This window comes from Nocardioides sp. CCNWLW239, assembly GCF_037137035.1.
In the GTDB taxonomy this organism is placed as follows: Bacteria; Actinomycetota; Actinomycetes; order Propionibacteriales; family Nocardioidaceae; genus Nocardioides.
The window spans coordinates 556,346-582,663 of record NZ_JBBBNW010000003.1 but is presented as its reverse complement, the minus strand read 5'-3'; the positions used below and the strand labels follow the sequence as shown (position 1 = coordinate 582,663).

General features: G+C 69.3%; 27 protein-coding genes. 4 read left to right on the top strand and 23 right to left on the bottom strand.

The genetic code is table 11. The features are described 5' to 3' along the window. Positions 1–161 precede the first annotated feature (161 nt). The 8 genes from WBG06_RS14580 to WBG06_RS14545 form a co-directional block, all read right to left on the bottom strand. Complete coding sequence (locus WBG06_RS14580; RefSeq protein ID WP_336737556.1) at positions 162–1,454, bottom strand: dihydroorotase; 1,293 nt, start codon at positions 1,452–1,454, stop codon at positions 162–164. Further along, entirely contained in the window at positions 1,451–2,392 is a 942-nt protein-coding gene (locus WBG06_RS14575; RefSeq protein WP_336737555.1) for an aspartate carbamoyltransferase catalytic subunit, read from the bottom strand. The genes WBG06_RS14580 and WBG06_RS14575 overlap by 4 nt, the downstream gene beginning before the upstream one ends. Beyond that, positions 2,389–2,976, bottom strand: a complete 588-nt coding sequence (pyrR, locus tag WBG06_RS14570; protein WP_336737554.1) for a bifunctional pyr operon transcriptional regulator/uracil phosphoribosyltransferase PyrR — start codon at positions 2,974–2,976, stop codon at positions 2,389–2,391. Before pyrR ends, WBG06_RS14575 begins: the two co-directional genes overlap by 4 nt. A 61-nt stretch (positions 2,977–3,037) precedes the next feature. After that, complete coding sequence (locus WBG06_RS14565) at positions 3,038–4,048, bottom strand: NADPH:quinone reductase (RefSeq protein ID WP_336737553.1); 1,011 nt, start codon at positions 4,046–4,048, stop codon at positions 3,038–3,040. 14 nt (positions 4,049–4,062) lie between these two features. Then, complete coding sequence (locus WBG06_RS14560) at positions 4,063–5,274, bottom strand: MinD/ParA family ATP-binding protein (protein ID WP_336737552.1); 1,212 nt, start codon at positions 5,272–5,274, stop codon at positions 4,063–4,065. A gap of 171 nt (positions 5,275–5,445) precedes the next feature. Continuing rightward, positions 5,446–5,859, bottom strand: coding sequence for a transcription antitermination factor NusB (gene nusB, locus WBG06_RS14555; RefSeq protein WP_336737551.1), 414 nt, complete (start codon positions 5,857–5,859; stop codon positions 5,446–5,448). A 2-nt stretch (positions 5,860–5,861) separates the two neighbouring features. Then, a complete protein-coding gene (gene efp / locus WBG06_RS14550) occupies positions 5,862–6,428 on the bottom strand; it encodes an elongation factor P (RefSeq protein WP_008356794.1) in 567 nt (188 codons plus the stop codon). A gap of 119 nt (positions 6,429–6,547) precedes the next feature. Beyond that, a complete protein-coding gene (locus tag WBG06_RS14545) occupies positions 6,548–7,003 on the bottom strand; it encodes a type II 3-dehydroquinate dehydratase (RefSeq protein WP_336737550.1) in 456 nt (151 codons plus the stop codon). An 84-nt stretch (positions 7,004–7,087) separates the two neighbouring features. On the opposite strand from WBG06_RS14545, the gene WBG06_RS14540 reads away from it, so the two are divergent. The 4 genes from WBG06_RS14540 to WBG06_RS14525 all read left to right on the top strand — a co-directional run bounded on the left by WBG06_RS14540 (position 7,088) and on the right by WBG06_RS14525 (position 9,860). Further along, on the top strand, positions 7,088–7,693 hold the full coding sequence (locus WBG06_RS14540) for a TetR/AcrR family transcriptional regulator (protein WP_336737549.1): 606 nt from the start codon (positions 7,088–7,090) through the stop codon (positions 7,691–7,693). Positions 7,694–7,741: 48 nt separating this feature from the next. Beyond that, positions 7,742–8,899 carry an acyl-CoA dehydrogenase family protein gene (locus WBG06_RS14535; protein ID WP_336737548.1) on the top strand — a complete coding sequence of 386 codons (1,158 nt, stop codon included), beginning with the start codon at positions 7,742–7,744 and terminating at the stop codon, positions 8,897–8,899. A 62-nt stretch (positions 8,900–8,961) separates the two neighbouring features. Beyond that, on the top strand, positions 8,962–9,351 hold the full coding sequence (locus WBG06_RS14530) for an AraC family transcriptional regulator (protein ID WP_336737547.1): 390 nt from the start codon (positions 8,962–8,964) through the stop codon (positions 9,349–9,351). A gap of 47 nt (positions 9,352–9,398) precedes the next feature. Further along, positions 9,399–9,860 carry a VOC family protein gene (locus WBG06_RS14525; protein WP_336737546.1) on the top strand — a complete coding sequence of 154 codons (462 nt, stop codon included), beginning with the start codon at positions 9,399–9,401 and terminating at the stop codon, positions 9,858–9,860. A gap of 281 nt (positions 9,861–10,141) precedes the next feature. On the opposite strand, the gene WBG06_RS14520 is transcribed toward WBG06_RS14525, so the two are convergent. The 15 genes from WBG06_RS14520 to WBG06_RS14450 all read right to left on the bottom strand — a co-directional run bounded on the left by WBG06_RS14520 (position 10,142) and on the right by WBG06_RS14450 (position 26,216). Beyond that, positions 10,142–11,362 (bottom strand): IS30 family transposase, encoded by a 1,221-nt coding sequence (locus WBG06_RS14520; RefSeq protein WP_336737545.1) that lies wholly within the window; start codon positions 11,360–11,362, stop codon positions 10,142–10,144. Between the two features lie 129 nt (positions 11,363–11,491). Further along, a complete protein-coding gene (gene aroB, locus WBG06_RS14515) occupies positions 11,492–12,586 on the bottom strand; it encodes a 3-dehydroquinate synthase (protein WP_336737544.1) in 1,095 nt (364 codons plus the stop codon). A gap of 2 nt (positions 12,587–12,588) precedes the next feature. After that, the gene (locus tag WBG06_RS14510) at positions 12,589–13,104 is read right to left on the bottom strand and encodes a shikimate kinase (protein WP_336737543.1); all 516 of its coding nucleotides are present in this window, start codon (positions 13,102–13,104) and stop codon (positions 12,589–12,591) included. Next, complete coding sequence (aroC, locus tag WBG06_RS14505) at positions 13,104–14,282, bottom strand: chorismate synthase (RefSeq protein WP_336737542.1); 1,179 nt, start codon at positions 14,280–14,282, stop codon at positions 13,104–13,106. The genes WBG06_RS14510 and aroC overlap by 1 nt, the downstream gene beginning before the upstream one ends. A 45-nt stretch (positions 14,283–14,327) precedes the next feature. Next, positions 14,328–15,005 (bottom strand): prepilin peptidase, encoded by a 678-nt coding sequence (locus tag WBG06_RS14500; protein WP_336737541.1) that lies wholly within the window; start codon positions 15,003–15,005, stop codon positions 14,328–14,330. Continuing rightward, the gene (locus WBG06_RS14495; protein WP_336737540.1) at positions 15,002–15,850 is read right to left on the bottom strand and encodes a shikimate dehydrogenase; all 849 of its coding nucleotides are present in this window, start codon (positions 15,848–15,850) and stop codon (positions 15,002–15,004) included. Before WBG06_RS14495 ends, WBG06_RS14500 begins: the two co-directional genes overlap by 4 nt. Before the next feature lie 39 nt (positions 15,851–15,889). Beyond that, complete coding sequence (gene mltG, locus WBG06_RS14490) at positions 15,890–17,140, bottom strand: endolytic transglycosylase MltG (protein WP_336737539.1); 1,251 nt, start codon at positions 17,138–17,140, stop codon at positions 15,890–15,892. A 268-nt stretch (positions 17,141–17,408) separates the two neighbouring features. Then, positions 17,409–17,882 carry a Holliday junction resolvase RuvX gene (gene ruvX / locus WBG06_RS14485; protein WP_336737537.1) on the bottom strand — a complete coding sequence of 158 codons (474 nt, stop codon included), beginning with the start codon at positions 17,880–17,882 and terminating at the stop codon, positions 17,409–17,411. After that, entirely contained in the window at positions 17,882–20,569 is a 2,688-nt protein-coding gene (gene alaS / locus WBG06_RS14480) for an alanine--tRNA ligase (protein WP_442945472.1), read from the bottom strand. The genes ruvX and alaS overlap by 1 nt, the downstream gene beginning before the upstream one ends. Before the next feature lie 8 nt (positions 20,570–20,577). Then, positions 20,578–20,970 carry a DUF6167 family protein gene (locus WBG06_RS14475; protein ID WP_336737535.1) on the bottom strand — a complete coding sequence of 131 codons (393 nt, stop codon included), beginning with the start codon at positions 20,968–20,970 and terminating at the stop codon, positions 20,578–20,580. Beyond that, the gene (locus WBG06_RS14470; RefSeq protein ID WP_336737534.1) at positions 20,967–21,512 is read right to left on the bottom strand and encodes a hypothetical protein; all 546 of its coding nucleotides are present in this window, start codon (positions 21,510–21,512) and stop codon (positions 20,967–20,969) included. The genes WBG06_RS14475 and WBG06_RS14470 overlap by 4 nt, the downstream gene beginning before the upstream one ends. Positions 21,513–21,524: 12 nt before the next feature. Beyond that, positions 21,525–22,850, bottom strand: a complete 1,326-nt coding sequence (locus WBG06_RS14465) for a replication-associated recombination protein A (RefSeq protein WP_336738068.1) — start codon at positions 22,848–22,850, stop codon at positions 21,525–21,527. 62 nt (positions 22,851–22,912) lie between these two features. After that, positions 22,913–24,118, bottom strand: a complete 1,206-nt coding sequence (locus WBG06_RS14460; RefSeq protein WP_336737533.1) for an ABC transporter ATP-binding protein — start codon at positions 24,116–24,118, stop codon at positions 22,913–22,915. Positions 24,119–24,123: 5 nt separating this feature from the next. Next, positions 24,124–25,221: an ABC transporter ATP-binding protein gene (locus tag WBG06_RS14455; RefSeq protein ID WP_336737532.1), complete on the bottom strand. Its 1,098-nt coding sequence runs from the start codon at positions 25,219–25,221 to the stop codon at positions 24,124–24,126. Continuing rightward, positions 25,218–26,216: an ABC transporter permease gene (locus WBG06_RS14450; protein WP_336737531.1), complete on the bottom strand. Its 999-nt coding sequence runs from the start codon at positions 26,214–26,216 to the stop codon at positions 25,218–25,220. The genes WBG06_RS14455 and WBG06_RS14450 overlap by 4 nt, the downstream gene beginning before the upstream one ends. Between the last annotated feature and the right edge of the window lie 102 nt (positions 26,217–26,318).

Here is a 26,318-nt window from a genome sequence, read left to right as displayed (position 1 = left end):
GGTGGAGCCTAGCCGCCCTCTGGCCGAGTCGACTCGAGTCCTGCGCCGGGCGTTGCCCCCGCGGCTGCTCACCGAGGTATCTCGGTCGGCAGCCACTTCCTGCGTGGAGTCCCACGAAGGAAGTAGGCGCTCACCGAGTTACCTCGGTGAGCATCCAGGGGCTACCCGCCGTACGTCTGCGTCCCCCGCAAGAAGGTGGACACGACGCGGCCAGTGAGCTTGCGGTCGTGCCAGGGATTGTTGCGGGAGAGCGAGAGCGAGCGGTCCCGGTCGACGACGTAGGTCGCGGCCGGGTCGACCAGAGTCAGGTTGGCCGGCTCACCGACCGCGATCGGGCGGCCGTGGCCGTCCAGACCGGCGATGCGGGCCGGGGTCGTGGACATGACCCGGGCGACGCCGGCCCAGTCCAGGAGCCCGGAGGAGACCATGACGGTCGAGACCACCGAGAGCGCCTCCTCGAGGCCGAGCATCCCGAAGGCCGCGTCGACGAAGGCATGCTCCTTGTCCTGGCGCGCGTGCGGGGCATGGTCGGTGGCGACGGCGTCGATGGTGCCGTCGGCGAGTGCCTCGCGCAGGGCCTCGACGTCCTCGGCGGGGCGCAGCGGCGGGTTGACCTTGAAGGTGGGGTCGTAGCCGGAGAGCAGGTCTGTGGTCAGCAGCAGGTGGTGCGGGGTGACCTCCGCGGTGACCGCCCAGCCACCGTCCTTCTCGGCCTGGGCCTTCGCCCAGCGCAGCACCTCGACGGTGCCCGCGGTCGAGGCGTGGGCGACGTGGACGCGCGAGCCGGTGTGGCGGGCGAGCATCACGTCGCGGGCGACGATGACCTCCTCGGCGACGCCGGGCCAGCCCGGTAGACCGAGCCGGCCGGAGAGCTCGCCCTCGTGGCAGCAGGCCGAACCGTAGGGCGCGAGCGACGGGTCCTGGGAGTGCTGGGAGATCACGCCACCGAAGGCCTTGACGTATTCCAGCGCGCGCCGCATCACCCGGGGGTCGGAGACGCACTTGCCGTCGTCGGAGAAGACCGTGACGCCCGCCCGGGAGCGGTTCATCAGGGCCAGCTCGGCGAGCTCCTCACCGGCGAGCCCCTTGGTCACCGCGCCGACGGGGAACACGTCGGCCAGCCCCGCCTCGCGACCGAGCTCCCACACCGAGACCGCGGCCTCGGCGGTGTCGGTGACCGGCGAGGTGTTGGCCATCGCGAGCACGGCGGTGTAGCCACCCGCGGCGGCCGCAGCGGCACCGGAGGCGACCGTCTCGGCATCCTCGCGGCCGGGCTGGCGCAGGTGGGTGTGCAGGTCGACCAGTCCCGGAAGGAGGACCAGACCCGAGGCGTCGACGACCTCGTCCGCGGAGTCGGCGGCGACAGAGCCGATCTCCCGGATCACTCCCCCGTCGACGTACACATCAGTCGGCTCGGCCCCGAGGACGGCGGCACCCTTGATCAACAGACTCATGCGGACTCCTCGCCGGCAAGCAGGTGGTAGAGAACGGACATCCGGATCGCGACACCGGCCGAGACCTGGTCGAGGATCCGGGAGGAGGCGGCGTCGGCGGCCTCGGGAGAGATCTCCAGGCCGCGGTTCATCGGGCCTGGGTGCAGGATCGGGACGCCGTCGCGCAGCAGCCCGAGTCGCTGGCGGGTGAGCCCGTAGCCGACGGTGTATTCGCGCGAGGTCGGGAAGTAGCCGCCGCTCATCCGCTCCCGCTGGACGCGCAGCATCATCACCGCGTCGACCTCGGGCAGCACGTCGTCCAGCGTGTAGGACGTGGCGAAGCCCTCGGCCTTGGCCCACTCCGCGACGCCTGACGGCATCAGCGTCGGCGGCGCGACCGCGACGACCGACGCCCCGAGCTTGGTCAGGGACTTCACGTTGGACCGGAACACCCGCGAGTGGGTCAGGTCGCCGACGATGGCGATCCGCTTGCCCTCGAGCGAACCGGGGCCACCGAGCTGACGCTGCAGCGTGTAGCCGTCCAGCAGAGCCTGGGTCGGGTGCTCGTGCATCCCGTCACCGGCGTTGATCACAGGGATGTCGAGCCAGCCTGCGACCTGGTGAGCGGCCCCAGAGGCCGAGTGACGCATCACCAGGCCGTCGACGCCCATCGCGGTCACGGTCAGGACGGTGTCGCGCAGCGACTCACCCTTCGAGGCCGAGGAGCCCTTGGCCGACAGGTTGATCACGTCGGCCGAGAGCCACTTCCCGGCGATCTCGAAGGAAGAGCGGGTGCGGGTCGAGTCCTCGAAGAAGAGGTTGATCACGGTGCGCCCGCGCAGCGCCGGGAGCTTCTTGACCTCACGCTTCTGGACGTCGTGCATCTCGGCGGCGGTCGCGAAGAGCTGCTGGATCTCCTCGGCACTCACGTCGTCGATCGACAGCAGATGCCTCGTCATGCCGGCACCCCTTCCAGTTCCACGATGCGTACCTCATCGATGCCGTCGGTCTCCTCCAGCCGCAGCCCGACCCGCTCGGAGCGCGCCGTCGGGAGGTTCTTGCCGACATGGTCGGCGCGGATCGGCAGCTGACGGTGGCCGCGGTCGACGAGGACGGCCAGACGTACGACGGCAGGTCGGCCGTAGTCGGCCAGCGCGTCGAGCGCGGCACGGACGGTGCGGCCCGAGAAGAGCACGTCGTCGACCAGCACCACGGTCTTGCCGTCGATGCCGCCAGGCGGGATCTCGGTGTGGTGCGGCGCCCGGGTCGGGTGGGTGCGCAGGTCGTCGCGGTACATCGTCACGTCGAGCGCACCGTGGGCCACCGGATGGCCCTCGGCCGCCTCGATCCGCGCAGCGATCCGCTTGGCCAGCGGCACGCCGCGGGTGTGCAGGCCGAGGAGCACCAGGTCCTCGGCGTCGCGGTTGCGCTCCAGGATCTCGTGGGAGATCCGGGTCAGCGCCCGGGAGATGTCACGGGAGTCGAGCACGACGCGGCCATCGGCAGACGGCTCGGACACACGCTCAGGGGCAGGCTCAGACAAGGTCAGGTCTCCTTCTCCGCCTCACGGGACGGCTCGTTAAAGGATCGGGCCAACCCTAACCTCATTCGAGGTCGATCAGCACCTTCCCGACAGCACCCGCCTCGACCGCGTCGTGGGCGGCGGCGGTCTCCTCGAGCGGGTAGTGATGAAGAGGTACGCCGCCCTCCTGGCCCACCCGCAGCGCCCCCGCCGCCACCGCGGCGGTGACGTCGTCGGCCGCGGCCCGGAGGTGCGCCTCCTCGACACCGTAGAGCTGGATGAACTGGTAGCGCAGGTTGAGCGAGAAGGTAGCGCGCAGCGGCAGGGTGAGCTCGTCGCCGCCGTTGTTGGCGTAGATGGCGATGGTGCCGCGATTCACGATCACCTCGCGGTCCACGTCGTTGTTCACCGCCGGCGCCACCTCGACGATCTGATCGACGCCCTCGGGCGCGATCTCCCGGATCTCCGTGGCGGCAGCACCTTCACGATAGTTCACGATGTGGTGGGCACCTGCCGCCGTCGCCAGCGCCGCCTTCTCCGGGGAGCTGACCGTGGTGATCACTCGTGCGCCAGCCCACACGGCCAGCTGGATCGCGGCATTGCCGACCGCACCGGCACCGCCGTGGACCAGGACGGTGAGACCGCTGAACGATCCCGGAGCCACTCGATCCACCGCTCCGGAGGTGAGCGCCCGGTGGGCGGTCATCGCCGGGACCCCGAGCGAGGCACCGAGATCGAAAGAGGCGCCTGCCGGCAGCTCGACGGCCTTCTCGGCCGGCACCGTGACGTACTCCGCCGCGGTCCCCCAGGCCTGCCCGTGCTGGGCCATGAAGAGCCAGACCCGTTGGCCGACGGCGTGGCTGCTGACGCCGTCCCCGATCTCCTCGACGACGCCGGCTCCGTCCTGGCCCGGGGTCACCTCGGGCGTGGACAGGGTCGCGCTCAGGCCGGCACGTACCTTCCAGTCGGTCGGGTTGACCCCCGCCCGCACCAGCCTGACCAGGACCTCACCGGGGCCCGGCTTCGGCACCGGACGCTCGGTCAGACGCATGACGGAGGAGGGACCGTTCTCGGAGTAGACGACTGCGCGCATGTGCCTGAACCTACCTACAGCGCGTGGGCCATCCCGGCGCAGGCCTTCAGCCACGACATCTTGGTGTCCTCCGAGAGCTGGGAGTACTGCACCGTGGACCCGGCGACGAGCACCGGGTCGAACGGGACCCGGTAGACCCCGCGGGTGCGCTGCTGGTAGACCTCGGTGAGGTCACGAGCCAGGTTGGTGTCGACCTTCGGGGACGGGTCGGAGAGCACCGTGATCGTCTTCAGCTTGAGGTCGGCGTAGCCGGACTCCTGGAGCGCGTCCAGCATCCACAGACCGCTGTAGCCGGTGTCCTCGCGCACCGTCGAGGTCACCACCAGAAGGTCGGCGGTGTCGGCGGCGGCCAGCCAGTTCTCGGCGCGCATGTTGTTGCCGGTGTCGACGAGGATCACCTTGTAGAAGCGCTCCAGCAGGTGGTGCACCTGCCCGAAGTCGTCGGCATGGATCTGGCCGGTGACGTCGGGGCGCTCATCGGAGGCGAGCACGTCGAAGTGCGCGTCGCCCTGGGAGCGTACGAAGGCACCCAGGTCACCGATGCGGGACTGGTAGACGTTGTTGAACGCGGCCAGGTTGTCGAGCAGCTCGCGGGTGGTGTTGCGGTGGGTGCTCCGCATGCCCCGGATGCCGAGGGTTCCGCGGGTCTCGTTGTTGTCCCAGGCCACGACCCCGCCACCGCGGACGGTGCCGAAGGTGTAGCCCGCGGCGAGCACGCCGGTGGTCTTGGCGGCGCCGCCCTTGGGGTTGATGAAGACGATGGTGCGAGGACCGTCGAAGTCCCGCTGGATCATCGCCCGGTCCTGCTCGTAGGCAACCTCCGCCGCGCCCATCTTCGGGCTGATCAGCCCGCCGGACATCTTGCGGATCGCGCCCCGCCAGCCCCAGGTCGCTGGACCGAACCCGGCCGACTCGGCGCGCCGGTCGAGGAAGTCGGTCGCGCTGGGCACCTCTTGGCCGTGGGCAGTCGGCGGCGGTGGCACCGCGCCCGACGGAACCACCGGGGCCGGCGGTGCGGGCGGGGAAGTCGGGGAGGTCGGGGTGACCTGTGGGTTGGTGATGCGAGTCGCCTCCTGACTCGGGTCGGCATGCGGATAGGGCTGGGCGTTGGGGTTGGTGCGCGGCCCCGTGGATCCCGGCGGAGGCGGCGTCACCCAGTGCGAGGGTGCGCCGGCCGGCCGGGTGCGCGAGTCCGGCTCGTCGTAGGGGTTGTTCTCCTGCGTCATGCGCTCTCCGAATACGGGTCTGGTTGACGGCCACCATCTCAGCCTTGAGTCCAAACATACGGTCCCGACCGAAGCAATCGTCGATAACCGGAAAACACACGCGTCGCGCCGCACCCGAAATGACGCGTCGCCTGCCCGGAACGGTCCGGACAGGCGTACGTCGCGTGCTGGTCAGCGCTTGGCGAGATCCTTCGCGACCGCGGCGAGCACGCCGTTGACGAAGGAGGGCGAGTCGTCGGTGGACAGCTCGGTGACCAGTGCCGTCGCCTCGCTGATCGCCACCTCGGAGGCGACGTCGCCGTCGATCAGCTCCCAGACGCCGATGCGGAGCACGTTGCGGTCGACCGCGGGCATCCGGGCCAACGTCCAGTCCTTGGCGAACTCGCTGATCAGTGCGTCGATCCGCTCCGCCTCGGCGACCACGCCACGGACGAGCTTGACCGTGAACGGGTTGTTGGGCACCTGCCCCTCGCCGATCTGCTGGTCGAGCAGGTCACCGGCGGAGAGACCGCGCGCCTCGGCGGCGAAGAGCAGGTCCAGGGCCCGCTTGCGGGCCTTGGACCGTGCAGTCGCGACGTGAGCCACCGTCAGCCCTTGACGCGGGAGAGGTAGGAGCCGCCCTCGCGGGTGTCGACCTTGATCTTCTCGCCCTGCTCGATGAAGAGCGGCACCTGGATCTCGGCGCCGGTCTCGAGGGTGGCCGGCTTGGTGCGGCCGGTGGCCGAGTCGCCCATGACGCCGGGCTCGGTGTAGGAGATGACGAGCTCGACCGACGGCGGGAGCTCGACGAAGAGGACGCGACCCTCGTTGGTGGCCAGGATGACCTCCTGGTTCTCCAGGAGGAAGCCTGCGCCGTCACCGACGATCTCCGGGCCGACCTCGACCTGGTCGAAGTCGGCGACGTCCATGAAGACGAAGTTGGAGCCGTCGTTGTAGAGGTACTGGAACGTGCGGCGGTCGACCGTCGCGGTCTCGACCTTGGTGCCGGCGTTGAAGGTCTTGTCGACGTTCTTGCCCGACTCGACGTTCTTCAGCTTGGTGCGGACGAAGGCCGGACCCTTGCCGGGCTTCACGTGCTGGAACTCGACCACCTGCCAGAGCTGGCCCTCGATCTTCAGCACCATGCCGTTCTTGAGGTCGTTCGTCGTCGCCATAACCGTCCGTCAGCCTTCGTTCTGTCGTCCTGCAGCATCGCAGGCATCGTTGTCAATGTTCGCAGGGCCCTAGGGCCACAGAGAATCCTAGTCAACGAGACGTACGCCAACCCAATCCATCAGACCTTGTCGAGCTTCGTGGCGATGACCTCGAGGGCCTCGCGGTAGCCGTCGATGCCCTTGCCCGCCACGACCGCGGCCGCGTGGGGGGTGACGACGCTGGTGTGCCGGAAGACCTCGGGCCGCTCGAGCGGCTCGGAGATGTGCACCTCGATCAACGGCGCGGTCAGCTGCGCACAGGCGTCGTAGATGGCGTAGGAGTAGTGGGTCCAGGCGGCTGCGTTGAGCACCACCGGGATCTCCTTGTCGGCCGCGTCGTTGAGCCAGTCGACCATGTCACCTTCGTGGTTGGTCTGGCGTACGTCGACAGCGAAGCCGAGTTCGTGGCCCCAGCCGACACACATCGCGCCGAGCTCCTTGAGGGTGGTGTGCCCGTAGATCTCGGGCTGACGCTTCCCGAGACGTCCGAGATTCGGCCCGTTCAGGACCAGGACCTTCTTCAACGCATTGCTCACGCCCGCATCCTCGCACGCCACTTCGACGAGGCCTGATGCGAGCCGAATCTAAGCGCTCACTTACCTCTATGTCAGACTGATCGCATGAGCGACGTACGCACCAGCACCCAGGCGCGCGGCGACCGAAGCCGTGCTCGGCTGCTCGACGCGGCTGTCCAGGCATTCTCCGCCAAGGGGTTCCACGGCACCAGCACCCGCGACATCGCCACGGCGGCCGGCTTGAGCCCGGCGGCGGTCTACGTCCACCACCGCTCCAAGGAAGAGCTCCTGCACGCGATCGCGGTGCGCGGCCACGAGGTGATCCTCGAGGCGGTCACCGAGGCGCTGCGCTCCGACAGCACGCCTGCGGAGCGGGTCGCTGCCGCCGTACGCACCTATGTCCTCTTCCACGCCCGCTCCCACACGACCGCTCGGGTGATCAACTACGAGCTCGCGGCGCTGACCGAGGAGCACTTCCGAGAGATCGCTGGCCTGCGCCGGGCCATCGACAGCGTCATGCGCGAGGTCGTCGAGGAAGGCGTACGCAGCGGCGACTTCGACACCCCGGACCCCGCCATGGCCGCGACCGCCCTGCTCTCGCTCGGCATCGACCTGGCGCGGTGGTACCGCGACGACGGCACCTGGACCCCCGAGGCCCTCGCCGACTTCTATGCCGATCTCGCCCTCCGCGCCGTCGGCGCCCGCCCTTGACATCCGTTTCGACCCCGAGAAGAAAAGCACCCGAGGAGTAAGCACCGCATGCGCCGCACGATCTACACCGAGGACCACCAGTCCTTCCGCGAGACCATCCGCTCGTTCATCGAGAAGGAGGTCACCCCCGTCTACGACGAGTGGTACGAGGCCGGGATCGTCCCCCACGACTTCTACCTGAAGCTCGGCGAGCTCGGCGTATGGGGCATCCAGGTGCCCGAGGAGTACGGCGGCGCCGGGATCGAGTCGTTCAAGTACTCCGCCGTGATGACCGAGGAGCTCGCCCGCGCCGGTGTCTCCTTCGGTGGTTCGTCCGTCCACGTCGGGCTGTGCCTGCCCTATCTCCTCAACCTCGGCACCAAGGAGCAGATGGAGCGCTGGATGCCCGGCTTCGTCTCCGGTGCGGAGATGTGGGCGATCGCGATGACCGAGCCCGGCACCGGCTCGGACCTCGCCGGCATGACGACCAACGCCAAGCTCACCGAGGACGGCAAGCACTACGTCCTCAACGGCGCCAAGACCTTCATCACCGGCGGCGTCAACGCCGACCGGGTGATCGTCTGCGCCCGCACCTCCCCGGCCACCCCCGAGGACCGCCGCGGCGGGATCACGCTCCTCGCCGTCGACACCAAGCTCCCCGGCTACGAGGTCGGTCGCAAGCTCGACAAGCTCGGCCTCAAGGTCTCCGACACCGCCGAGCTGTCCTTCACCGACGTGCAGGTCCCGGTCGAGGACGTCCTCGGCGAGGTCGGCAAGGGCTTCTCCTACCTCGGCCAGAACCTCCCCGTCGAGCGTCTCGGCATCGCCGTCGGCGCCTACGCCCAGGCCGCGGCAGCCGTCGAGTTCGCCAAGAAGTACGTCGCCGAGCGCAAGGTCTTCGGCACCCCGGTCGCCTCCTTCCAGAACACCAAGTTCGAGCTGGCCGCCTGCAAGGCCGAGGTCGACGCCGCCGAGGCCGTGGTCGACCGCGCCATCGAGGCCGAGGACGCCGGCACCCTGACCGCCGCCGAGGCCGCCTCCGCCAAGCTGTTCTGCACCGAGGTCGCCCACCGCGTCATCGACCGCTGCCTCCAGCTCCACGGCGGCTACGGCTACATGAACGAATACCCCATCGCCCGCCTCTACGCCGACAACCGCGTCAACCGCATCTACGGCGGCACCTCCGAGGTCATGAAGCTGATCATCGCCAAGGACATGGGTCTGTGACCTGCTAGCAGCCTGCTGGGTCGGCTCGCCGTGACGAGCCGACCCAGCATACGCTCGGGTCTGTGACGCCGCGCGAGGACGAGAACCGCCGCCTGCTGCGGGCGCGCGACGCGATGGACCGGCACTACGCCGAGCCGCTCGACGTGCCGGCGATCGCGCGGGTCGCCCATGTGTCTTCCGCGCACTTCATACGCCGGTTCAAGGCGGTCTTCGGGGAGACGCCCCACCGCTATCTGCAGCGCCGCCGGATCGAGAGGTCCATGGCACTGCTGCGAGACACCTCGATGCCGGTCACCGAGGTCGCGCTCACGGTCGGCTTCACCAGCCTCGGCACCTTCAGCCGTACGTTCCGCGACATCGTCGGCACCTCCCCCAGCGACTACCGCGCCAAGGCCGACAGCCCCGCGGTGCCTGGGTGCGTGGCCCGCGCCTGGATGCGGCCGGCGAGCTGAGCAGTTTCGGAGAAGCGTACGGCTCCGGCGGGCCGCAGACTGGTCGCATGCTGACCAACATCAACATCACCGGAATCTACGTCCTCGACCAGGACGAGGCGCTCGACTTCTACGTCGGCAAGCTCGGCCTCGAGGTCGGCAGCGACGTCAACATGGGCTTCATGCGCTGGCTCACCGTCCACCTCCCCGGCGATCCCGACCACCAGCTGCTGCTCGAGGTGCCAGGCGGCTCACCCGCCCACAGCGCCGAGACCGCCGCCCAGCTGCGCGACCTGGTGACCAAGGGCGCGATGGGCGCCGCGGTCATCTTCAACACCGACGACTGCCAGAAGCTCTACGAGGAGCTTTCCGCCAAGGGCGTCGAGTTCACCCAAGAGCCGATCCGGCAGCCCTACGGCGTCGACTGCGCGCTCCGCGACCCGTTCGGCAACCACATTCGCGTCACCGAGCGGGTCGAGGGTCCCGTCGAGGTCACCGACGAGGACGTCGCGCGCTGGTCGGGAAAGTGAGCCGGGCCTAGGAGCCCCGGTACGCCACCTGAAGGTCTCTCCATGGAGCATTCGTCGCACATCGCTGATCGTGACTCGCTTGCCTGCTCGCGCGACGCGACGGGGCATCGCCCAATCGTGCGGGAGCCACTCGGCCCACATGTAGAACGGACGGACGTAGGTGCTGAGCCAGGCCCATCTCAGCTCGTCATACGTCCGCATCCCCGCAACTATCGGCATGGCTTGTCATGGCGCCAGATCGCCGATCAGGTCGTCAGCGTCCGCTATGACAGAGGGCGGATTCAATCGGTGGTCGCAACACCAGGTGGACCTGATGTTCCTGAGAGTAGTGCGTCGAGGGTTTCGGCGGGTGTGCGCCAGTTGAGGGTCTTGCGTGGTCGGCTGTTGAGCTGGCTTGCGATGTTGTCGAGCATGCCGGGTCCGTAGAACGAGAGGTCGGTGCCTTTGGGCAGGTACTGGCGTAGCAGTCCGTTGGTGTTCTCGTTGCTGCCGCGCTGCCAGGGTGAGTGCGGATCGCAGAAGTAGATCGACATACCGGTCGCTTCAGCGATCTGGATGTGGTTGGCCATCTCGGCTCCCTGGTCCCAGGTCAGGGACAACCGGAGCTGCTCAGGCAGTGTGGCCATCTTGGTGACCATGGCTTCTTGGACGATGTCTGCGGTGTGTCCACCGGGCAGGTGGAGCAGCATCACGAACCGCGTAGTCCGTTCAACGAGTGTGCCGACAGCGGACCCGGACTCGAGGGACCCGAGGATCAGGTCACCCTCCCAGTGCCCAGGAACGGCACGGTCTTCGACCTCGGGCGGACGCTGGCTGATCAGCACCATCCCGGCGAACCGTTCGCGGCGTTGCCCGCCGGAACGGCGCGGCTTGCGAACGGCACGTCCGGTGCGCAGGTGCTTGGTGAGTTCTTGCTTGAGCCCGCCACGAGATTGAACGTAGAGCGCCTGGTAGATCGTCTCGTGCGACACCCACATCTCCGGATCGTCGGGAAAATCCTCGCGTAGCCGCCGGGCGATCTGCTCGGGACTATGGTCATCGACCAGTCTGGACTGCACCTCCATACGCAGTCGCTGGCTGGTCGCCAGCCGGGCCGGTTTCGCCCGTCGGGCCTGTTGGTCCGCATCGGCCTGCGCGGTAGAGGCTCGGTACTTCATCTTGTGACGATCGCCGGGACCGCGGTGGTGGCAGACACGACGCAGCTCGCGGCTGATCGTGGACGGATGACGACCCAGCGTCCGTGCGATCTCACGGACCCCCACCCCAGCAGCACGCAGCAGCGCGATCTCCTCACGCTCAGCGAACCTGAGACTCCGCCTCAGCTGCCCGGCACCGGTTGGTGGCATCACCCCACCACGATCGATGAACGACCGCCTCCCACTCGCCACCGACACACCAGCACCGCTCGCCGCACGTTCCTGCGACAACCCCGAGCGGATCCCCGCCCAGAACCCCGACATCCGCTCTCGCGGCGGCGCCGGCCGACCAACACGCGCATCCATCGCAACACCTCTCTTAATCAGGTGTTGCGTTCACCGCTTGAGCCCAAGGAGGGTCCGACCTTGTGAATCGTTCACAAGGTCGGACCCTCTGTCATAGCGGCGAGGTCAGCCCTGCCGCCCCGCGTCGGCCTAGCCGACGACCGCGTACGCCTCGCGCAGCTGCTCCTCGGTCGGCCCGGTGAGGATGCGCGGGTCGGCGAGGTCGTGGAGGACGAGGAAGCGGAGGACGGAGCCACGGGCCTTCTTGTCGACGCGCATGGCTCCGATCAGGTCGTCGAAGGAGGCCTCGATGCCGAGCTCCTTGACGGTGGTCGGTAGGCCGACCTTGGCGAACGCAGGCGCGTGCCGGGCGGCGACGTCGTCGGAGAGGACCCCGGCGAGACGGGCGAGCTCGGCGGCGTAGACACAGCCGACGGCGACCGCGTCGCCGTGGCGGATCGAGAAACCGGAGTGCTTCTCGATCGCGTGCGCGAGGGTGTGGCCGTAGTTGAGCGTCTCGCGGCCGGGGTGGCCGTCGGCGCCACCGGTCTCCTTCAGGTCAGCAGCGACCACCTCGGCCTTGACCCGGATCGCGCGCTCGATCAGCTCAGGCAGGACCGGCGAGGAGGCGGTGATCTCGTCGGTCTCGTCGACCAGCCGCAGGATCTCCGGGTCGGCGATGAAGCCGCACTTGACGACCTCGCCGAGCCCGGCGACCAGGTCCTCCCGCGGAAGGGTCTGGAGCAACGCCAGGTCGCACAGCACACCGGCGGGCTCGTGGAACGCGCCGACGAGGTTCTTCCCGGCACCGGTGTTGACCCCGGTCTTGCCACCGACCGCGGCATCGACCATGGCGAGCACGGTGGTGGGGACGTGCACGACGCGTACGCCGCGCAGCCAGCCGGCCGCGACGAACCCGCCGAGGTCGGTGGTGGCGCCGCCACCGAAGGTGACGACGGCGTCGGAGCGCGTGAACCCCTTCTCCCCCAGCGCCTCCCAGCAGTCGTTGGCGACGGCGACGGTCTTCTGGTCCTCGCCGCTGGGCAGGCCGAGGCCGAGCACGTCGTAGTGCTTCAGGAGCTCCTCGAGCACGGGCTCGGCGTACTCGGCCAGCTCGGCGGCGTAGAGGAACGCCACCCGCTCGACGCCCTCGCCCAGGAGTCCCTGGAGCCGGCCGGCGAGTCCGGATCCGATGACGACGTCGTACGCCGCGGCGCTCTCGACCCTGATGACGGTCTCAGTCACTTCTACTCCGTTGCGTTCAGTGCGGTCAGGGCGGCGACCAGCTCGGCGGCCACGTCGTCGGCCGAGCGGCCGTCGGTGTCGACGACCAGGGTCGCGACCGACTCGTAGACGGGCGCGCGCTCCTCCAGGAGCGTCTTGATGCGGCCGCGTACGTTGCCGAGCAGCAGCGGGCGGCCCGAACCGAGCCCGACCCGCTTGACCGCATCGGCGACCCCGACCCGCAGGTAGACGACGGTGTGCTCCTTGAGCAGGATCTGGGTCTGCTCGGCCAGCACGGCGCCACCACCGAGGGAGACCACGCCGTCGTGCTCGGCGAGCGCGGCGGCGACGGCCTCGGCCTCGATCGCACGGAAGTGGGCCTCACCCTCGTCGACGAAGATGTCCTGCACGCTCTTGCCGGCGGCCGCCGCGATGTCCTCGTCGGTGTCGCGCAGCGCGACCCCGAGCCGTGAGGCGAGCAGCGCTCCGACCGTCGACTTGCCCGCGCCCATCGGGCCGACGAGCACGACTGCCGGCATCAGGAGTACCTCAGGTTCGCGAGGTAGGACTCGGCGTTGCGCTTGGTCTCGGCGACAGAGTCACCGCCGAACTTCTCCAGCGCCGCCTCGGCCAGCACGAGCGCGACCATCGCCTCCGCGACGACACCGGCCGCAGGCACAGCACAGACGTCGGAGCGCTGGTGATGGGCCACAGCGGCCTCGCCGGTCGCGACGTCGACGGTGCGCAGCGCCCGGGGCACGGTCGCGATCGGCTTCATCGCCGCACGGACCCGCAGCACCTCGCCGGTCGACATGCCGCCCTCGGTGCCGCCGGAGCGCCCAGACGTGCGGCGGATCCCGTCGGTGGAGGAGACGATCTCGTCGTGGGCCTTGGAACCCGGAGTCGCGGCGAGCTCGAAGCCGTCGCCGACCTCGACGCCCTTGATCGCTTGGATGCCCATCAGCGCGCCGGCCAGGCGCGCGTCGAGCCGCCGGTCCCAGTGCACGTGGGAGCCGAGGCCCGGCGGTAGTCCGTGGACGACGACCTCGACGACGCCGCCGAGGGTGTCGCCGTCCTTGTGGGCCTCGTCGATCCGGGCGACCATCTGCTTGGAACCGTCGGGGTCGAGGACCCGCACCGGGTCCTCGTCGAGCCGGGCGACGTCCTCCGGCGCAGGGACCTGGTGGCTCGGTGTGCGGACGCCGCCGATCTCGAGGACGTGGGACACCAGGCGCACCCCGAGGGCCTGCTCGAGGAAGGCCGAGGCGACCGCACCGAGCGCGACCCGGGCTGCGGTCTCGCGGGCCGAGGCCCGCTCCAGGATCGGACGGGCGTCGTCGAAGTCGTACTTCTGCATCCCGACCAGGTCGGCGTGCCCGGGCCGCGGCCGGGTCAGCGGCGCGTTGCGGGCCTGACCGGCGAGCACATCGGCGTCGACCGGGTCGGAGGCCATCACGGTCTCCCACTTGGGCCACTCGGTGTTGCCGACCTCGATCGCGATCGGACCGCCCTGGGTCTCCCCGTGGCGTACGCCGCCGGTGATCCGCACCTGGTCCTTCTCGAACTTCATCCGGGCGCCGCGGCCATAGCCGAGCCGGCGCCGAGCCAGGGCATCAGCGATGTCGTCAGAGGTGATCCGGACATGGGCGGGCAGACCCTCCATCACGGCCGTCAGAGACGGACCGTGGGACTCGCCCGCAGTGAGCCAACGCAACATGACGTCATCCTTTCATCCCTGGCTCGCAACCCCGCGAACCCGGCCTCAAAGCGAGACGCCGAGCACCCCGACCAGCATCCCCAGGACCATGAAGGGTCCGTACGCCAAGGGCTCGCGCATCGCCGCCCGCGACCGCTGCGCGACCGCGCGTCCGATGCCCCAGATACCGAAGATCGCCAGACCGGACCACAGTCCGACCGCGAGCTCCTCCCAGCCGAGCCGACCGAGGACCAGACCGACGAGCGCAGCGAGGCGTACGTCGCCGAAGCCCATCGCGTGCGGCACCAGCCGCCACAGCAGCCAGAACGCCGAGCGGGCCAGGACGAGCCCGACGACCGCACCGATGACGATCCCCGTGTCGCGCACCCACAGCCACTCGACACCGACCGCGAGCAGGCCAGCTGCGGTGGCAGTCAGGATCGGCTGCTTCGGCAGCCGCTGCACCGTCCAGTCGACGTACGCCAGCAGCACCAGGAGCGGCACGAGCGGAACCAGGAAGACCATCAGCCGTGACGGCTCCACCTGCCACGCCAGCAGCGCGGCGACGACCGCGGAGACGCTCGTCGCGAGCGGCAGGAGCAGCGCCGACCCGGCCAGATCGGCATAGGACACCGCGGGCGGGTCGTCGGCAGGTTCGGGAAGCCGGCGAAGCAGTGGCGGCACCCCGAGAGAGAGCAGTGCGGCGGCGGCCGCACTCACCAGCACGACCGCCACCGGACTCATGCCGGTGTCGGCTCCAGGCTGGACTCCCTGATGCCCAGCGCCTTCTCCCCCGCCGCCCGCATGGCGTCGAGCGGGGCCGCGCGCCCGGTGAAGATCTCGAACTGCAGCACCGCTTGGTGCACGAGCAGGTCCAGACCGCTGACAGCCACACCGGGTGCGACGGAGAGCAGCGGCGAGGGCCACGGGTCGTAGACGACGTCGAAGACGACCGGCGTCGCTGCCCAGCGGTCGATGAGCTCAGGGGTCAGTGCCTTCGCCGGGACCGTGGAGGCGACCGCGTCGACTCCGTCGATCGCCGAGTCCAGCGGCAGCACCGAGACCACGGGCCTGCTCCGGTGACGCGAGATCATCTCGATCGTCTCCCCCGCCGCACCCGGGTTGCGAGCCAGCAGCGTGATCCGGGAGGCGCCCAGCTCAGCGAGGGCCAGGCCGGTCGAGGCTGCGGTGGCACCAGCCCCCAGGACCGCCCCGTGGGAGCAGGAGAAGCCGTCTCCGGCCCGCTCCCGGATCGCCGCGACCGCACCGGGCAGGTCGGTGTTGTCCCCCACCCAACCGTGCGAGGAGCGCACCAGCGTGTTGACCGCCCCCACGAGCCGCGCCCGCGGTGAGACCGACCGCGCCAGCTCGTACGCCTCCCGCTTGAGCGGCATCGTCACCGACAGCCCCCGCCACCGGCTCGGCGGCCAGTCGCCGCCGAGACTGGAGACATAGGAGGCCAGGCCGCCGCCGGTCACCCGCGCGGACGTGTAGGACCAGTCGGACATCTCAAGCTCGGCGTACGCGGCACGGTGCAGCGCCGGTGAGAGCGAATGCTCGATCGGGTCACCCAGGACAGCGCACTTCACTCAGCATCTCCTTGCAACGTTCTGAGGTCCACCACCACGTCAGCACTTGTTCTTCGCGCAGTAGGCGTCCATCTCGCCCTTCCACTCCTGGAACTGGTCGTAGTCGCGGGTGAACTTGGTCTCGCCGGTCTTCATGTTCACCGTGACATAGAAGAGCCAGCTGCCCTTGGCCGGGTTGAGCGCGGCCTGGATCGCCGCGTCACCGGGTGACCCGATCGGCGTCGGCGGCAGGCCGGCGCGCCGACGGGTGTCGTACGGCGTGTCCTTGGCCAGCTCGGCCGAGGTGAGCGCGGTGGTGCCGGACTTGCCGATGCCGTAGGCGTTGGACGCGTCGATGCCGAGCGTGCCGTTCGTCGCCCCGTCGTCGACCTTGGGGTCGAGCCGGTTGTAGATCACTCGCGCGATCTTGGCCATGTCGTCGCCGCGTCCTTCAGCCTCCACGAGCGAGGCCACGGTCATGATCTGCTCGGGCGTACACGCCTTGCCGTCGCCGCACTTGAGCTGCTTGGCACGCGCCTCGATGTCGTTGTCGCCGAGCGCCTGCTCCCACCGGTCGACCATCATCGCCAGCATCTCGGTCGGCGTAGCGTCGGGCGGGAAGGCGTACGTCGCCGGGAAGAGGTAGCCCTCGACGTTGCCCTTGGCGTAGTCGGGCAGCCCGATCGCCTCGGTGTCCTCGGCGGCCTTCTTGAAGTCGGCCGGCTTCTTCCCGGTCTTCTCGGCGAGCACCTTGTAGATCGCCTTGGCGCGGGAGCCTTCGGTGATGGTGACGTTGACGGTGTCGATGTTCTCCGGGTTGGCGAGGATCTCGACAGCGTCAGCGGCCTTCATCTCCTTCTTCAGCGGGTAGAAGCCGACCTGGACCGTCAGCCCCTCGGCGTTGGCCGCGTCGATGAAGGCGTCGACTGACTCCACCACACCGGCCTCTTTGAGGTTGCGGCCGACCGCAGAGACGGTGTCGCCCTCGTGCACCTCGAACGAGACCGGGTCGGTGCCCGGCCCGGGATAGTCGGCCGGCGGCGCGACCATGTCCTTGACGTAGTCGACGGCGCGGTCACCCACGAAGTAGAACCCGCCGACCACGACGGCCATGGCGACGAGCACCGCCAGGCAGCCGCCGAAGCGTCGCTTGCGCTTGGGGGGCTCGTCGTCGAAGTAGTCGTCGTGATGCTCCATGGGACCGCCGTCGAAGAAGCCGGGCTGCTGTTGCGGATAGGCAGGCCCACCATATCCGGGCTGCGGCGGCTCCTGGCGGCCGTAGCCGGGCGGCGGTGTGCCGGCACCAGGCATCGGGCGAGGCCCTGGCCGTCGCCCCGGTTGACCCGGTTGACCCGGCTGGCCCTGGTGGTGTGGAGGCCGCTGCCCCTGCATGGGACCGGGCATGGAACCGGGCATCTGTCGCGGCGTCTGCTGTCCCGGCGCCTGCGGAGGCATCCGGCGCGGGTCCCGGGGGTCCTGCGGAGGCTGCTGTCGCGGCGGATAGCCACCACGCGGGTCGCGACGATAGGACCCCTGACCAGAGCGACGGGGGTCGCGCGGGTCCGAGGGGTAGTAGCGCTCACTCAATGACGACCTCAACGATCTCTCCTGGCGCGGTCCCCGTAGCGCGCTCACTGTCCAAGGCGTGTTGCAGGATCACAACAGCCGCGGCCATGTCCACCACTGCGCGGCGGTCCTGACCTTTGCGGCCTCGGTCTCGGAGCATAGCCTCCGCAGAGACGGTCGTGAGCCGTTCGTCGATGAGTCGAACCGGGACCGGAGCCACCCGCCGCGCCAACGACGCGGCGAAGTCCCGGACCTTAGCAGTCGCCGGGTTCTCCCCTCCCTTGAGGGACCGAGGCAGCCCGACGACCACCTCGAGCATCGTCGACTCCTCGGCGATCTCGGCGACGATCGCCTTCAGCCGCGCGAGGTCCCCGCGGCCTTTCTTGACCGTCTCCAGCGGCGTCGCCAGGAACCCCGTGGGGTCGCTCCTGGCGACGCCGATCCGGGCGTCGCCAGGATCGAGACCGAGGCGTACGCCGTGCCGCATCAGGCTCCAGTCACTGCATTGGTCACCAACGAGGCGACCTGGGCGACGGCCTCGTCGATCTTGCCGACCTCGGTGCCCCCGCCCTGGGCGAAGTCCGGCTTGCCGCCACCGCGACCGCCGACGACCGGAGCCAGCTCCTTGATCAGGTCGCCCGCCTTCACACCGGCAGCGATGCCCGCAGGGTTGACCGCGGCCACGACCGCCACCTTGCCGTCCGCGTCGCCGACCAGGACGACGGCCGCCGGCGACTCACCGAGGCGGGCGCGTACGTCCTGGGCGAGCGTACGCGCGTCGCCGCCGCCCACACCGGGGACCCGTTCCGCGACCACCTGCACGCCGTTGACGTCGACGGCGGAGGCCGCGATCGAGCCGCCGGAGGCGAGCAGCTGGGCCGTACGCGCCCGGGCGATCTCCTTCTCGGCGGCCTTGAGCCGCTCCATCAGGTCGGAGACCCGGCCGACGACGTCGTCGGACTTGGTCTTGAGCAGCAGGTTGAGCTCGGAGACCACGTCGCGCTCACGGGCGAGGTAGTTGAAGCCCTCCACGCCCGTGAAGGCCTCGATCCGGCGGTTGCCGGAGCCGACCGACGCCTCAGAGGTGACCACGATGGTGCCGATCTGCGCAGAGTGGTCGACGTGGGTGCCACCGCACAGCTCACGCGACCAAGGGCCGCCGATCTCGACGACACGCACCTTGGAGTCGTCGTAGGTCTCGCCGAAGAGCGCGATCGCGCCCCACTCCTTGGCCTGCGGAAGCGTCATGTAGTCCCAGGAGACCGGCAGGTCGGCGCGCAGCGCGTTGTTGGAGACCTCTTCGATCTCGTGCATCTGCTCCGGCGTCAAGCCCTTGGTCCAGCCGTAGTCGAGCCGCAGGTAGCCCGGGCGGTTGTAGGAACCCGACTGCAGCGCGGTCGGGCCGAGCACCTCGCGCAGCGCCGCGTGGACCACGTGCGTGCCGGAGTGGGCCTGGCGGGCGCCGAGGCGCCACTCGGGGTCGACCTTCGCGTGCACGAGCGACTCTCCGCCGTGGAACTCGCCGTCGACGACGCGGACCTGGTGCACCACGAGGCCCTTGACCGGCCGCTGCACGTCGACGACCTCGAGCCGACCACCGTCGAACTCGATGATGCCCGCGTCGGCGGACTGGCCGCCGGACTCCGCGTAGAACGGGGTGCGGTCGAGGACGATCTCGCCGATCTGGTCGGGACCGAGCACGTCGACCGGCTTGCCCTCCCGCAGGAGCGCCACCGGCTTCGACTCGGTGTCGAGGGTCGTGTAGGCCTGCCAGTCGGTCGGCCCGTTGCTGTCCAGGATGCCGCGGTAGACGGTCAGGTCGGCGTGCTGACCCTTCTTGGCGCGCGCGTCGGCCTTGGCCCGCTCGCGCTGCTCGGTCATCAGACCGCGGAAGCCCGCCTCGTCGACCTCGAGGCCCGCCTCGGCGGCCATCTCGAGGGTCAGGTCGATCGGGAACCCGTAGGTGTCGTGGAGCTGGAACGCCTTGTCACCGGTGAAGGTGGTCGATCCGCTCGACTTCACCTCGGTCGCGGCCAGGTCGAAGATCTGGGTGCCGGCCGCGAGGGTCTTGCGGAAGGCCTCCTCCTCGGAGTCGGCGACCCGCTTGATCCGGTCCCACCCGGTGTGCAGCTCGGTGTAGGTCTCCCCCATCTTGTCGCGGGAGACCGGCAGCAGTTCGGGCATCGCCGGGTCCTCGTAGCCGAGCAGACGCATGTTGCGGATCGCCCGCCGCATCAGCCGGCGCAGGACGTAGCCGCGGCCCTCGTTGCCGGGGGTCACACCGTCGCTGATCAGCATCAGCGAGGAGCGCACGTGGTCGGCGACCACGCGGAAGCGCACGTCGTCCTCGTAGGACGCGCCGTACTTCTTCCCGGTCAGCTCCATCGCCTTCTCGATGACCGGGAAGACGACGTCGGTCTCGTACATGTTCGCCTTGCCCTGCATCAGGTAGGCGACGCGCTCGAGGCCGAGACCGGTGTCGATGCCGGTCTGGGCGAGCGGACCGTCGATGTCGACGTCGTACTTGGAGCGCGCCTCGACGACGTTGTCCTGCATGAAGACGAGGTTCCAGAACTCGAGGTAGCGGTCCCCGGCGTCCCAGTCGCGGTCGGCGCCGAACTCCGGGCCGCGGTCGATCAGGATCTCCGAGCACGGGCCACCGGGCCCGGGCACGCCCATCGACCAGTAGTTCTCGCTCGGGGGGAGCCGCACGATGCGGTCGTCGGGAAGGCCGGAGATCTTCTTCCAGAGCGCGACCGCCTCCTCGTCACCGTTGAGCACGGAGGGGTAGAGGACCGACTCGTCGAAGCCGAAGCCGCCGTCGGCGACCGACTTGGTGACCAGCTCCCAGGCGAGCGTGATGGCGCCCTCCTTGAAGTAGTCGCCGAAGGAGAAGTTGCCGCACATCTCGAAGAAGGTGCCGTGACGGGTGGTCTTACCGACCTCCTCGATGTCAGGCGTACGGATGCACTTCTGCACCGAGGTGGCCCGGTCGTAGGGCGGCGTCGCCTGGCCCAGGAAGTAGGGCTTGAAGGGCACCATGCCTGCGTTGACGAAGAGCAGGTTGGGGTCATCGAGCAGGAGCGATGCCGAGGGCACCACCGTGTGCTCGCCGACACTCGTGTTCTCGGCGAAATGCGCCGTGAAACGGCGGCGGATCTCCGCCGTGCTCAACCACTCCATCAGGGGGTACTACCTTCCGTGTTCTTCCTCGGGTCCTCGGTCGGCCCGTTCAGTCCAAGTCTCTGCTGCGCGGCGCCTGCGGCGCCAATCTGTTTCGGTCCTGCAGTCCTCGTTTCCGCGCTGCGCGCGGTCACTCCCTCGCTCGGCGCGGGCGGACGAGCAAGCTCGCCGCCCGGCCTCGCTCCGGTCGTCTCGATCCACTCGCGCAGCTCGAGCTCCTTCTCGGCCTTCCCGGTGGCCAGCTCCTCGCGGAAGATCCGCGCGCCGACTCCGAGCGCCTGGGCCCGGTCGCGCAGCCCGTCGGCGGTGAACGCCTCGGCGGCCCGCCGTCCCTTGACCATCGCGTACACACCTGCGCCCGCACCGACCACGAACCAGATCGCGCCCCTCATCGGGTGTCCTCCATACGTACGTCCTCGTCCACTTCCGCGCGCTGTCGCGCGCGGTATTCCCGCAGCGCCTCGCGCATCTCGCTCTTCCGGTCCTTGCGTGCCCGCTTGACCTCGCGGTGCATCTCGTAGCGGATCTTGAACCGCACCTCGGGCGAGAGCGCCCGACGGACCCCGTGGACCAGCGCAGCGCCGTGCACCACGGTCTCCCGGAACACCGCGTCCGCGAAGGCCGGTGCGGTCAACGTACGCTGCACCACCTGCTCCACCTCGACAGGCTCGCCGTCCTCGCCGAGCGAGGTGATCACGTATTCCTTCTCGTCCCGGCGCCGCCGCTTGACCTCGGGCCGGGCCAGGCGCTTCTCCAGCGACTCGAGCCGCTCGCGCAGCTCGGCCTCGCCGGCCTCGGCCTCCTCGAGCCGGCGCTGGGCGCGGCGACGGGACCCGAGCGCCAGCAGCACGACCAGCAGCAGGAGGAGAACGAGAACCCCCAACGCGGTCAGTGCGGCCACCAGCGCCCACATGGGCATGCTCGAGTTCGTCATCGTGCGCCTACCCTATCCATCTTGTCCGCGCACGATTTTCCGGACACGCTCCCACCGTTCCTTCACACCGGCTTCCGCGCCATGCGTCGTCGGCCGGTAGTACTCCGCATCGGCGACCGCGTCGGGGGCATACTGCTGGGTCGCGATGCCGAACGGCTCGTCGTGGGCGTACTTGTAGGCGTCCCCGTGCCCGATCTTCTTCGCGCCCTCGTAGTGGGCGTCGCGCAGGTGGGGCGGGACGTTGCCGATCTTCCCGGCGGTGACATCGGCCCGCGCGGCGAAGATGGCGGTGGTCACCGCGTTGGACTTCGGGGCGACCGCGAGCGCGATCGTCGCGTGCGCCAGGGTGAGCTGGGCCTCGGGCATCCCGATCAGCTGCACCGTCTGCGCGGCCGCGACGGCGGTCTGCAGCGCGGTCGAGTCGGCGAGGCCGATGTCCTCGGAGGCGAGGATCATCAGCCGGCGGGCGATGAACCGGGGGTCCTCCCCCGCCTCGATCATCCGCGCCAGGTAGTGCAGCGCCGCGTCCGCGTCCGAACCACGCACCGACTTGATGAAGGCGCTGACCACGTCGTAGTGCTGGTCGCCCTGCCGGTCGTAGCGCACCGCCGCCTGGTCCACGGCCCGCTCCGCCGCCTCGAGGGTGATCTCGCCCCCGGACGCAGCGCCCGCGGCCGCCTCCAGGTAGGTCAGCGACCGGCGCGCGTCGCCACCGGCGAGGCGCACGAGGTGGTCGAGCGCGTCCTCGGCGATCGTCACCGATCCGCCGAGCCCCCGCTCGTCCTCCAGAGCCCGCAGGAGCACGCCACGGATGTCGTCGTCGGTCAGCGACTCCAGCCGCAGCAGCAGCGAGCGCGACAGCAGCGGCGAGATCACCGAGAAGAACGGGTTCTCCGTGGTGGCGGCGACGAGGGTGACCCAGCGGTTCTCGACGCCCGGGAGCAGCGCGTCCTGCTGGGCCTTGCTGAACCGGTGCACCTCGTCGACGAAGAGCACTGTCTCCTTGCCGGTCGCGACCAGCTCGGCGCGCGCGGAGTCGATCGCCGCCCGGACCTCCTTGACCCCTGCCGAGACCGCGGAGACCTCGACGAAGCGCCGGTCCGTGGAGCGCGACACGATCGAGGCGATCGTCGTCTTCCCCGTCCCCGGCGGCCCCCACAGCAGCAGCGAGAGCGACTGGCCGCCCTCGACCACCTGGTGGAGCGGCGACCCGGCCGCCTTGAGCGAGCTCTGGCCGACGAGCTCCTCGAGCGTACGTGGCCGCATCCGCACCGCCAGCGGCGCCGCCGCGTGGTCACTGTGGCTCAGCGACCCACCGCGCGCGGCACCCGCCCCCATCTCGAACAACCCGTCCACACGCCAACCCTAGTGGGCGGCACCGACAGGCTCAGGCCCAGGCTTCAGGCCCGGCCCAGGCCGTTGTTCTTGAGATCGACCCAGGTGTCGGCGTACCCAGGCCCGTCACCCGGCACGTCCGCAGGGCTCGCCCCGGGGTCGGGGGCGCCGAACTCGTCGACACCGAGCAGGCGCGAGGTCACCGGCATCTCCGGTACGTTCCCGATCTCGCCGGCGAAGTGGCACGCCACCTTGTGGCGCTCCCCGATCTGCAGCAGCGGCGGCTCGACGGTGCTGCAGATGTCCTTCGCGATGGGGCATCGGGTGCGGAAGTGGCAGCCCGACGGCGGGTTGATCGGCGACGGTACGTCACCCTCGAGCCGGATCCGCTCCACCCGCCGCCCGGTGGAGGCCTGACGGAGATCGGGCGCGGCGGAGAGCAGCGCCTGGGTGTAGGGATGGTGGGACGAGTTGTAGATCGAGTCCCGGTCACCGATCTCGACGATCTTGCCGAGGTACATCACCGCGATCTCGGGGCAGAAGTGCCGCACGATCGCCAGGTCGTGAGCGATGAAGAGGAACGCGATGTCGAACTCCTTCTGCAGGTCCTGCAGAAGGTTGATCACCTGCGCCTGGATCGACACGTCCAGGGCGGAGACCGGCTCGTCGGCGACCATCAGCTTCGGCTGCATCGCCAGCGCCCGGGCGATCCCGATGCGCTGACGCTGACCACCGGAGAACTCGTTGGGATAGCGGTTGTAGTGCTCCGGGTTCAGGCCGACGATCTCCAACAGCTCCTGGACCCGGGAGAGCACCTTGTCCTTGGGCACCATCTTGTGCACCTCGAGCGGCGTCCCGACGATGGAGCCGACCGTGTGACGGGGGTTCAGCGAGCTGTAGGGGTCCTGGAAGATCATCTGCACGTGGCGCCGGTGCGGGACCAGCTCCTTCTTCGACAACCTGGTCAGGTCGGTGCCGTCGAAGTCGATCGTCCCGGTCGTCGGCTCGTAGAGCCGGGTGATCAGCCGGCCGGTGGTCGACTTGCCGCAGCCGGACTCGCCGACCAGTCCGAGCGAGTTGCCGGCGTTGAGCTGGAAGGAGACGCCGTCGACCGCCTTGACGTGCCCGATCGTGCGTCGGATGACACCCGACGAGGTGATCGGGAAGTGCATGCGCAGGTCCTTGACGGTCAGGATCGGCGGCCGGCTCAGATCGAGCTCGGCGGCGTCGAGGCCGGTGACGACCGCGTCCGGCGAAGCAGGGGTATCCATCGTTGTCAGCTCTCCAGCTTCTCGGAGTCTTCGGCAAAGATCTCGGGGGCCACCTCGTCGACGTAGATCTGCTCCGGGTCGACCAGGTGGCAGCGCTTGAGGTGTCGGGGGTTGCTGGCCAGGGGGAGGAACTCGGGCAGCTCGGTGTCACACATGTCCCCACCGACCTTGGCCTTGTGCGCGCACCTCGGGGCGAACGCGCAGCCCGGTGACGGGTTGAGCAGGCTCGGCGGCGAGCCCGGGATCGGGATCAGCTTCTGGTCGCTGTGCTCGTGCACGTCCGGCACGCTGGAGATCAGACCCCAGGTGTAGGGCATCGACGGCCTGGTCAGCACGTCCTTGGTCGGTCCGAACTCGACCGCGCGACCGCCGTACATGACGAGCACCTCGTCGGCCATCTCCGCCACCACGCCGAGGTCGTGGGTGACCACGATGATCGCCGAGTTGAACTCCTTCTGCAGCCGCTGCATCAGATCGAGGATCTGTGCCTGCACGGTCACGTCGAGCGCGGTGGTCGGCTCGTCGGCGATGATCAGCTGCGGGTTGTTCACCAGCGACATCGCGATGACGGCGCGTTGCCGCATCCCGCCGGAGAACTGGTGGGGGAAGTCGTCGACCCGGCGGTCGGGCTGCGGGATCCCGACCAGCTCGAGCATCTCCACGGCCCGGGCCTTGGCCGCCTTCTTGGAGACGTCGTGGTGGAGCCGGTAGGCCTCCATGATCTGCCGGCCGATGGTGAAGTAGGGGTGCAGGGCCGTCAACGGGTCCTGGAAGACCATCGCGACCTCGTTGCCTCGGATCCGTCGCAGCGTGGACTCCTTGGCACCGATCACCTCGGCGCCGTTGACCTTGATCGAGCCGGAGATCCGGGTCGAACGCGGGTCGTGCAGGCCGAGCACGGCCATGCTCGAGACGCTCTTGCCGGAGCCCGACTCGCCGACGATGCCGAGCGTACGACCGGGCTCGACGGAGTAGCTGAGCCCGGTGACCGCCTCGACCAGACCGTCGTGGGTCGGGAACCGCACGGTCAGGTCGTCGACGACCAGGACCGGCCCCTTCTGCTGTGGTGCAGGCTCGAGGAACTGCTGGGAGGTGGCGGTCATGCGAGCCTCACTCGGGGGTCGAGAGCAGCGTAGAGAAGATCGACGAGCAGGTTCCCGACGACGATCAGGACCGCAGCGGCGGTCCCGGTGATGTTGAGGACCGGGAAGTCGATCGGGTTGCCGAGGGAGTTGATCGACCACCAGCCGATGCCGTCGATCTCGAAGAGGAACTCCGTGAAGACGGTGCCGGAGAGCAGGATCGCGATGTCGAGACCGAGGATCGTCGTCATCGGCACGATCGCGGCGCGCAGGCCGTGGACGAAGACCACGTCACGCCGGCTCACTCCCTTCGCGGTCGCCGTACGGATGTAGTCCTCCCCCAGCGCCTCGATCATGTAGCCACGCATGTAGCGGATCGTGACCGGGGCGTAGGCGAGCGCCAGGATGAGCCAGGGAAGCAGCAGCCCGGATGCCCAGGCCACCGGGTTCTCGACGAGCGGGGTGTAGCCCGTCTCCGGGAAGACGGACAGCTGGAGGACCAGGACGATCCAGGCCACCAGGGCGAGCACGTAGTAGGGAATCGCCGGGATGAAGGTGGCCACGCCGACCACCATCCGATCGAACAAGGATCCCCGGAACCTGGCCGCCAGCGCCCCCAGCACCAGGCCGACGATGACGTAGAGCACGAAGGCCCCGATGACGAGCGAGACCGTGGCCGGCCATTTCTCGATGAACATCGGCGTCACCGGCTGTCGGGTGGCGTAGGAGATCCCGAAGCACGGGGCCTCGCACAGCTGCTCCCCCTGGTAGAACATCTCGCGGTCCACCACCAGGCCCTTGAGGAAGCGGCCGTAGTTGACCACCAGCCCGTCGTTGAGCCCCATCTGCTCCCGGATCGAGTTCAGCTCGGCCGCGGTGCACCGGCCACCGGTGTCCTCGCACAGCACGGAGGCCGGATCGCTGGGGCCCTTGAAGAAGAGCGTGAAGGTGACGATCGAGACCAGGAACAGGACTAAGCACGCCGCCAACAGGCGCCGGACGATATAGCCGAACATCAACAATCTCCTGAACGGGCACACCCGTGGCGGGCATGGACGTGGCGGGCACGGACGCGGGAAGTACGAGGCGCGACGGGGTGGGCCGAGGCCTGACCTCGG

What these genes read in the sequence shown, in the direction of transcription:
- WBG06_RS14580 (WP_336737556.1), bottom strand. Translation starts at nt 1,454, where the DNA reads ATGAGTCTGTTGATCAAGGGTGCCGCCGTCCTCGGGGCCGAGCCGACT.
- WBG06_RS14575 (WP_336737555.1), bottom strand. Translation starts at nt 2,392, where the DNA reads ATGACGAGGCATCTGCTGTCGATCGACGACGTGAGTGCCGAGGAGATC.
- WBG06_RS14565 (WP_336737553.1), bottom strand. Translation starts at nt 4,048, where the DNA reads ATGCGCGCAGTCGTCTACTCCGAGAACGGTCCCTCCTCCGTCATGCGT.
- WBG06_RS14560 (WP_336737552.1), bottom strand. Translation starts at nt 5,274, where the DNA reads ATGACGCAGGAGAACAACCCCTACGACGAGCCGGACTCGCGCACCCGG.
- efp (WP_008356794.1), bottom strand. Translation starts at nt 6,428, where the DNA reads ATGGCGACGACGAACGACCTCAAGAACGGCATGGTGCTGAAGATCGAG.
- WBG06_RS14540 (WP_336737549.1), top strand. Translation starts at nt 7,088, where the DNA reads ATGAGCGACGTACGCACCAGCACCCAGGCGCGCGGCGACCGAAGCCGT.
- WBG06_RS14535 (WP_336737548.1), top strand. Translation starts at nt 7,742, where the DNA reads ATGCGCCGCACGATCTACACCGAGGACCACCAGTCCTTCCGCGAGACC.
- WBG06_RS14525 (WP_336737546.1), top strand. Translation starts at nt 9,399, where the DNA reads ATGCTGACCAACATCAACATCACCGGAATCTACGTCCTCGACCAGGAC.
- WBG06_RS14520 (WP_336737545.1), bottom strand. Translation starts at nt 11,362, where the DNA reads ATGGATGCGCGTGTTGGTCGGCCGGCGCCGCCGCGAGAGCGGATGTCG.
- WBG06_RS14510 (WP_336737543.1), bottom strand. Translation starts at nt 13,104, where the DNA reads ATGCCGGCAGTCGTGCTCGTCGGCCCGATGGGCGCGGGCAAGTCGACG.
- aroC (WP_336737542.1), bottom strand. Translation starts at nt 14,282, where the DNA reads ATGTTGCGTTGGCTCACTGCGGGCGAGTCCCACGGTCCGTCTCTGACG.
- WBG06_RS14500 (WP_336737541.1), bottom strand. Translation starts at nt 15,005, where the DNA reads ATGAGTCCGGTGGCGGTCGTGCTGGTGAGTGCGGCCGCCGCCGCACTG.
- mltG (WP_336737539.1), bottom strand. Translation starts at nt 17,140, where the DNA reads ATGCCTGGTGCCGGCACACCGCCGCCCGGCTACGGCCGCCAGGAGCCG.
- ruvX (WP_336737537.1), bottom strand. Translation starts at nt 17,882, where the DNA reads ATGCGGCACGGCGTACGCCTCGGTCTCGATCCTGGCGACGCCCGGATC.
- WBG06_RS14475 (WP_336737535.1), bottom strand. Translation starts at nt 20,970, where the DNA reads ATGAGGGGCGCGATCTGGTTCGTGGTCGGTGCGGGCGCAGGTGTGTAC.
- WBG06_RS14470 (WP_336737534.1), bottom strand. Translation starts at nt 21,512, where the DNA reads ATGACGAACTCGAGCATGCCCATGTGGGCGCTGGTGGCCGCACTGACC.
- WBG06_RS14465 (WP_336738068.1), bottom strand. Translation starts at nt 22,850, where the DNA reads ATGGGGGCGGGTGCCGCGCGCGGTGGGTCGCTGAGCCACAGTGACCAC.
- WBG06_RS14460 (WP_336737533.1), bottom strand. Translation starts at nt 24,118, where the DNA reads ATGGATACCCCTGCTTCGCCGGACGCGGTCGTCACCGGCCTCGACGCC.
- WBG06_RS14455 (WP_336737532.1), bottom strand. Translation starts at nt 25,221, where the DNA reads ATGACCGCCACCTCCCAGCAGTTCCTCGAGCCTGCACCACAGCAGAAG.
- WBG06_RS14450 (WP_336737531.1), bottom strand. Translation starts at nt 26,216, where the DNA reads ATGTTCGGCTATATCGTCCGGCGCCTGTTGGCGGCGTGCTTAGTCCTG.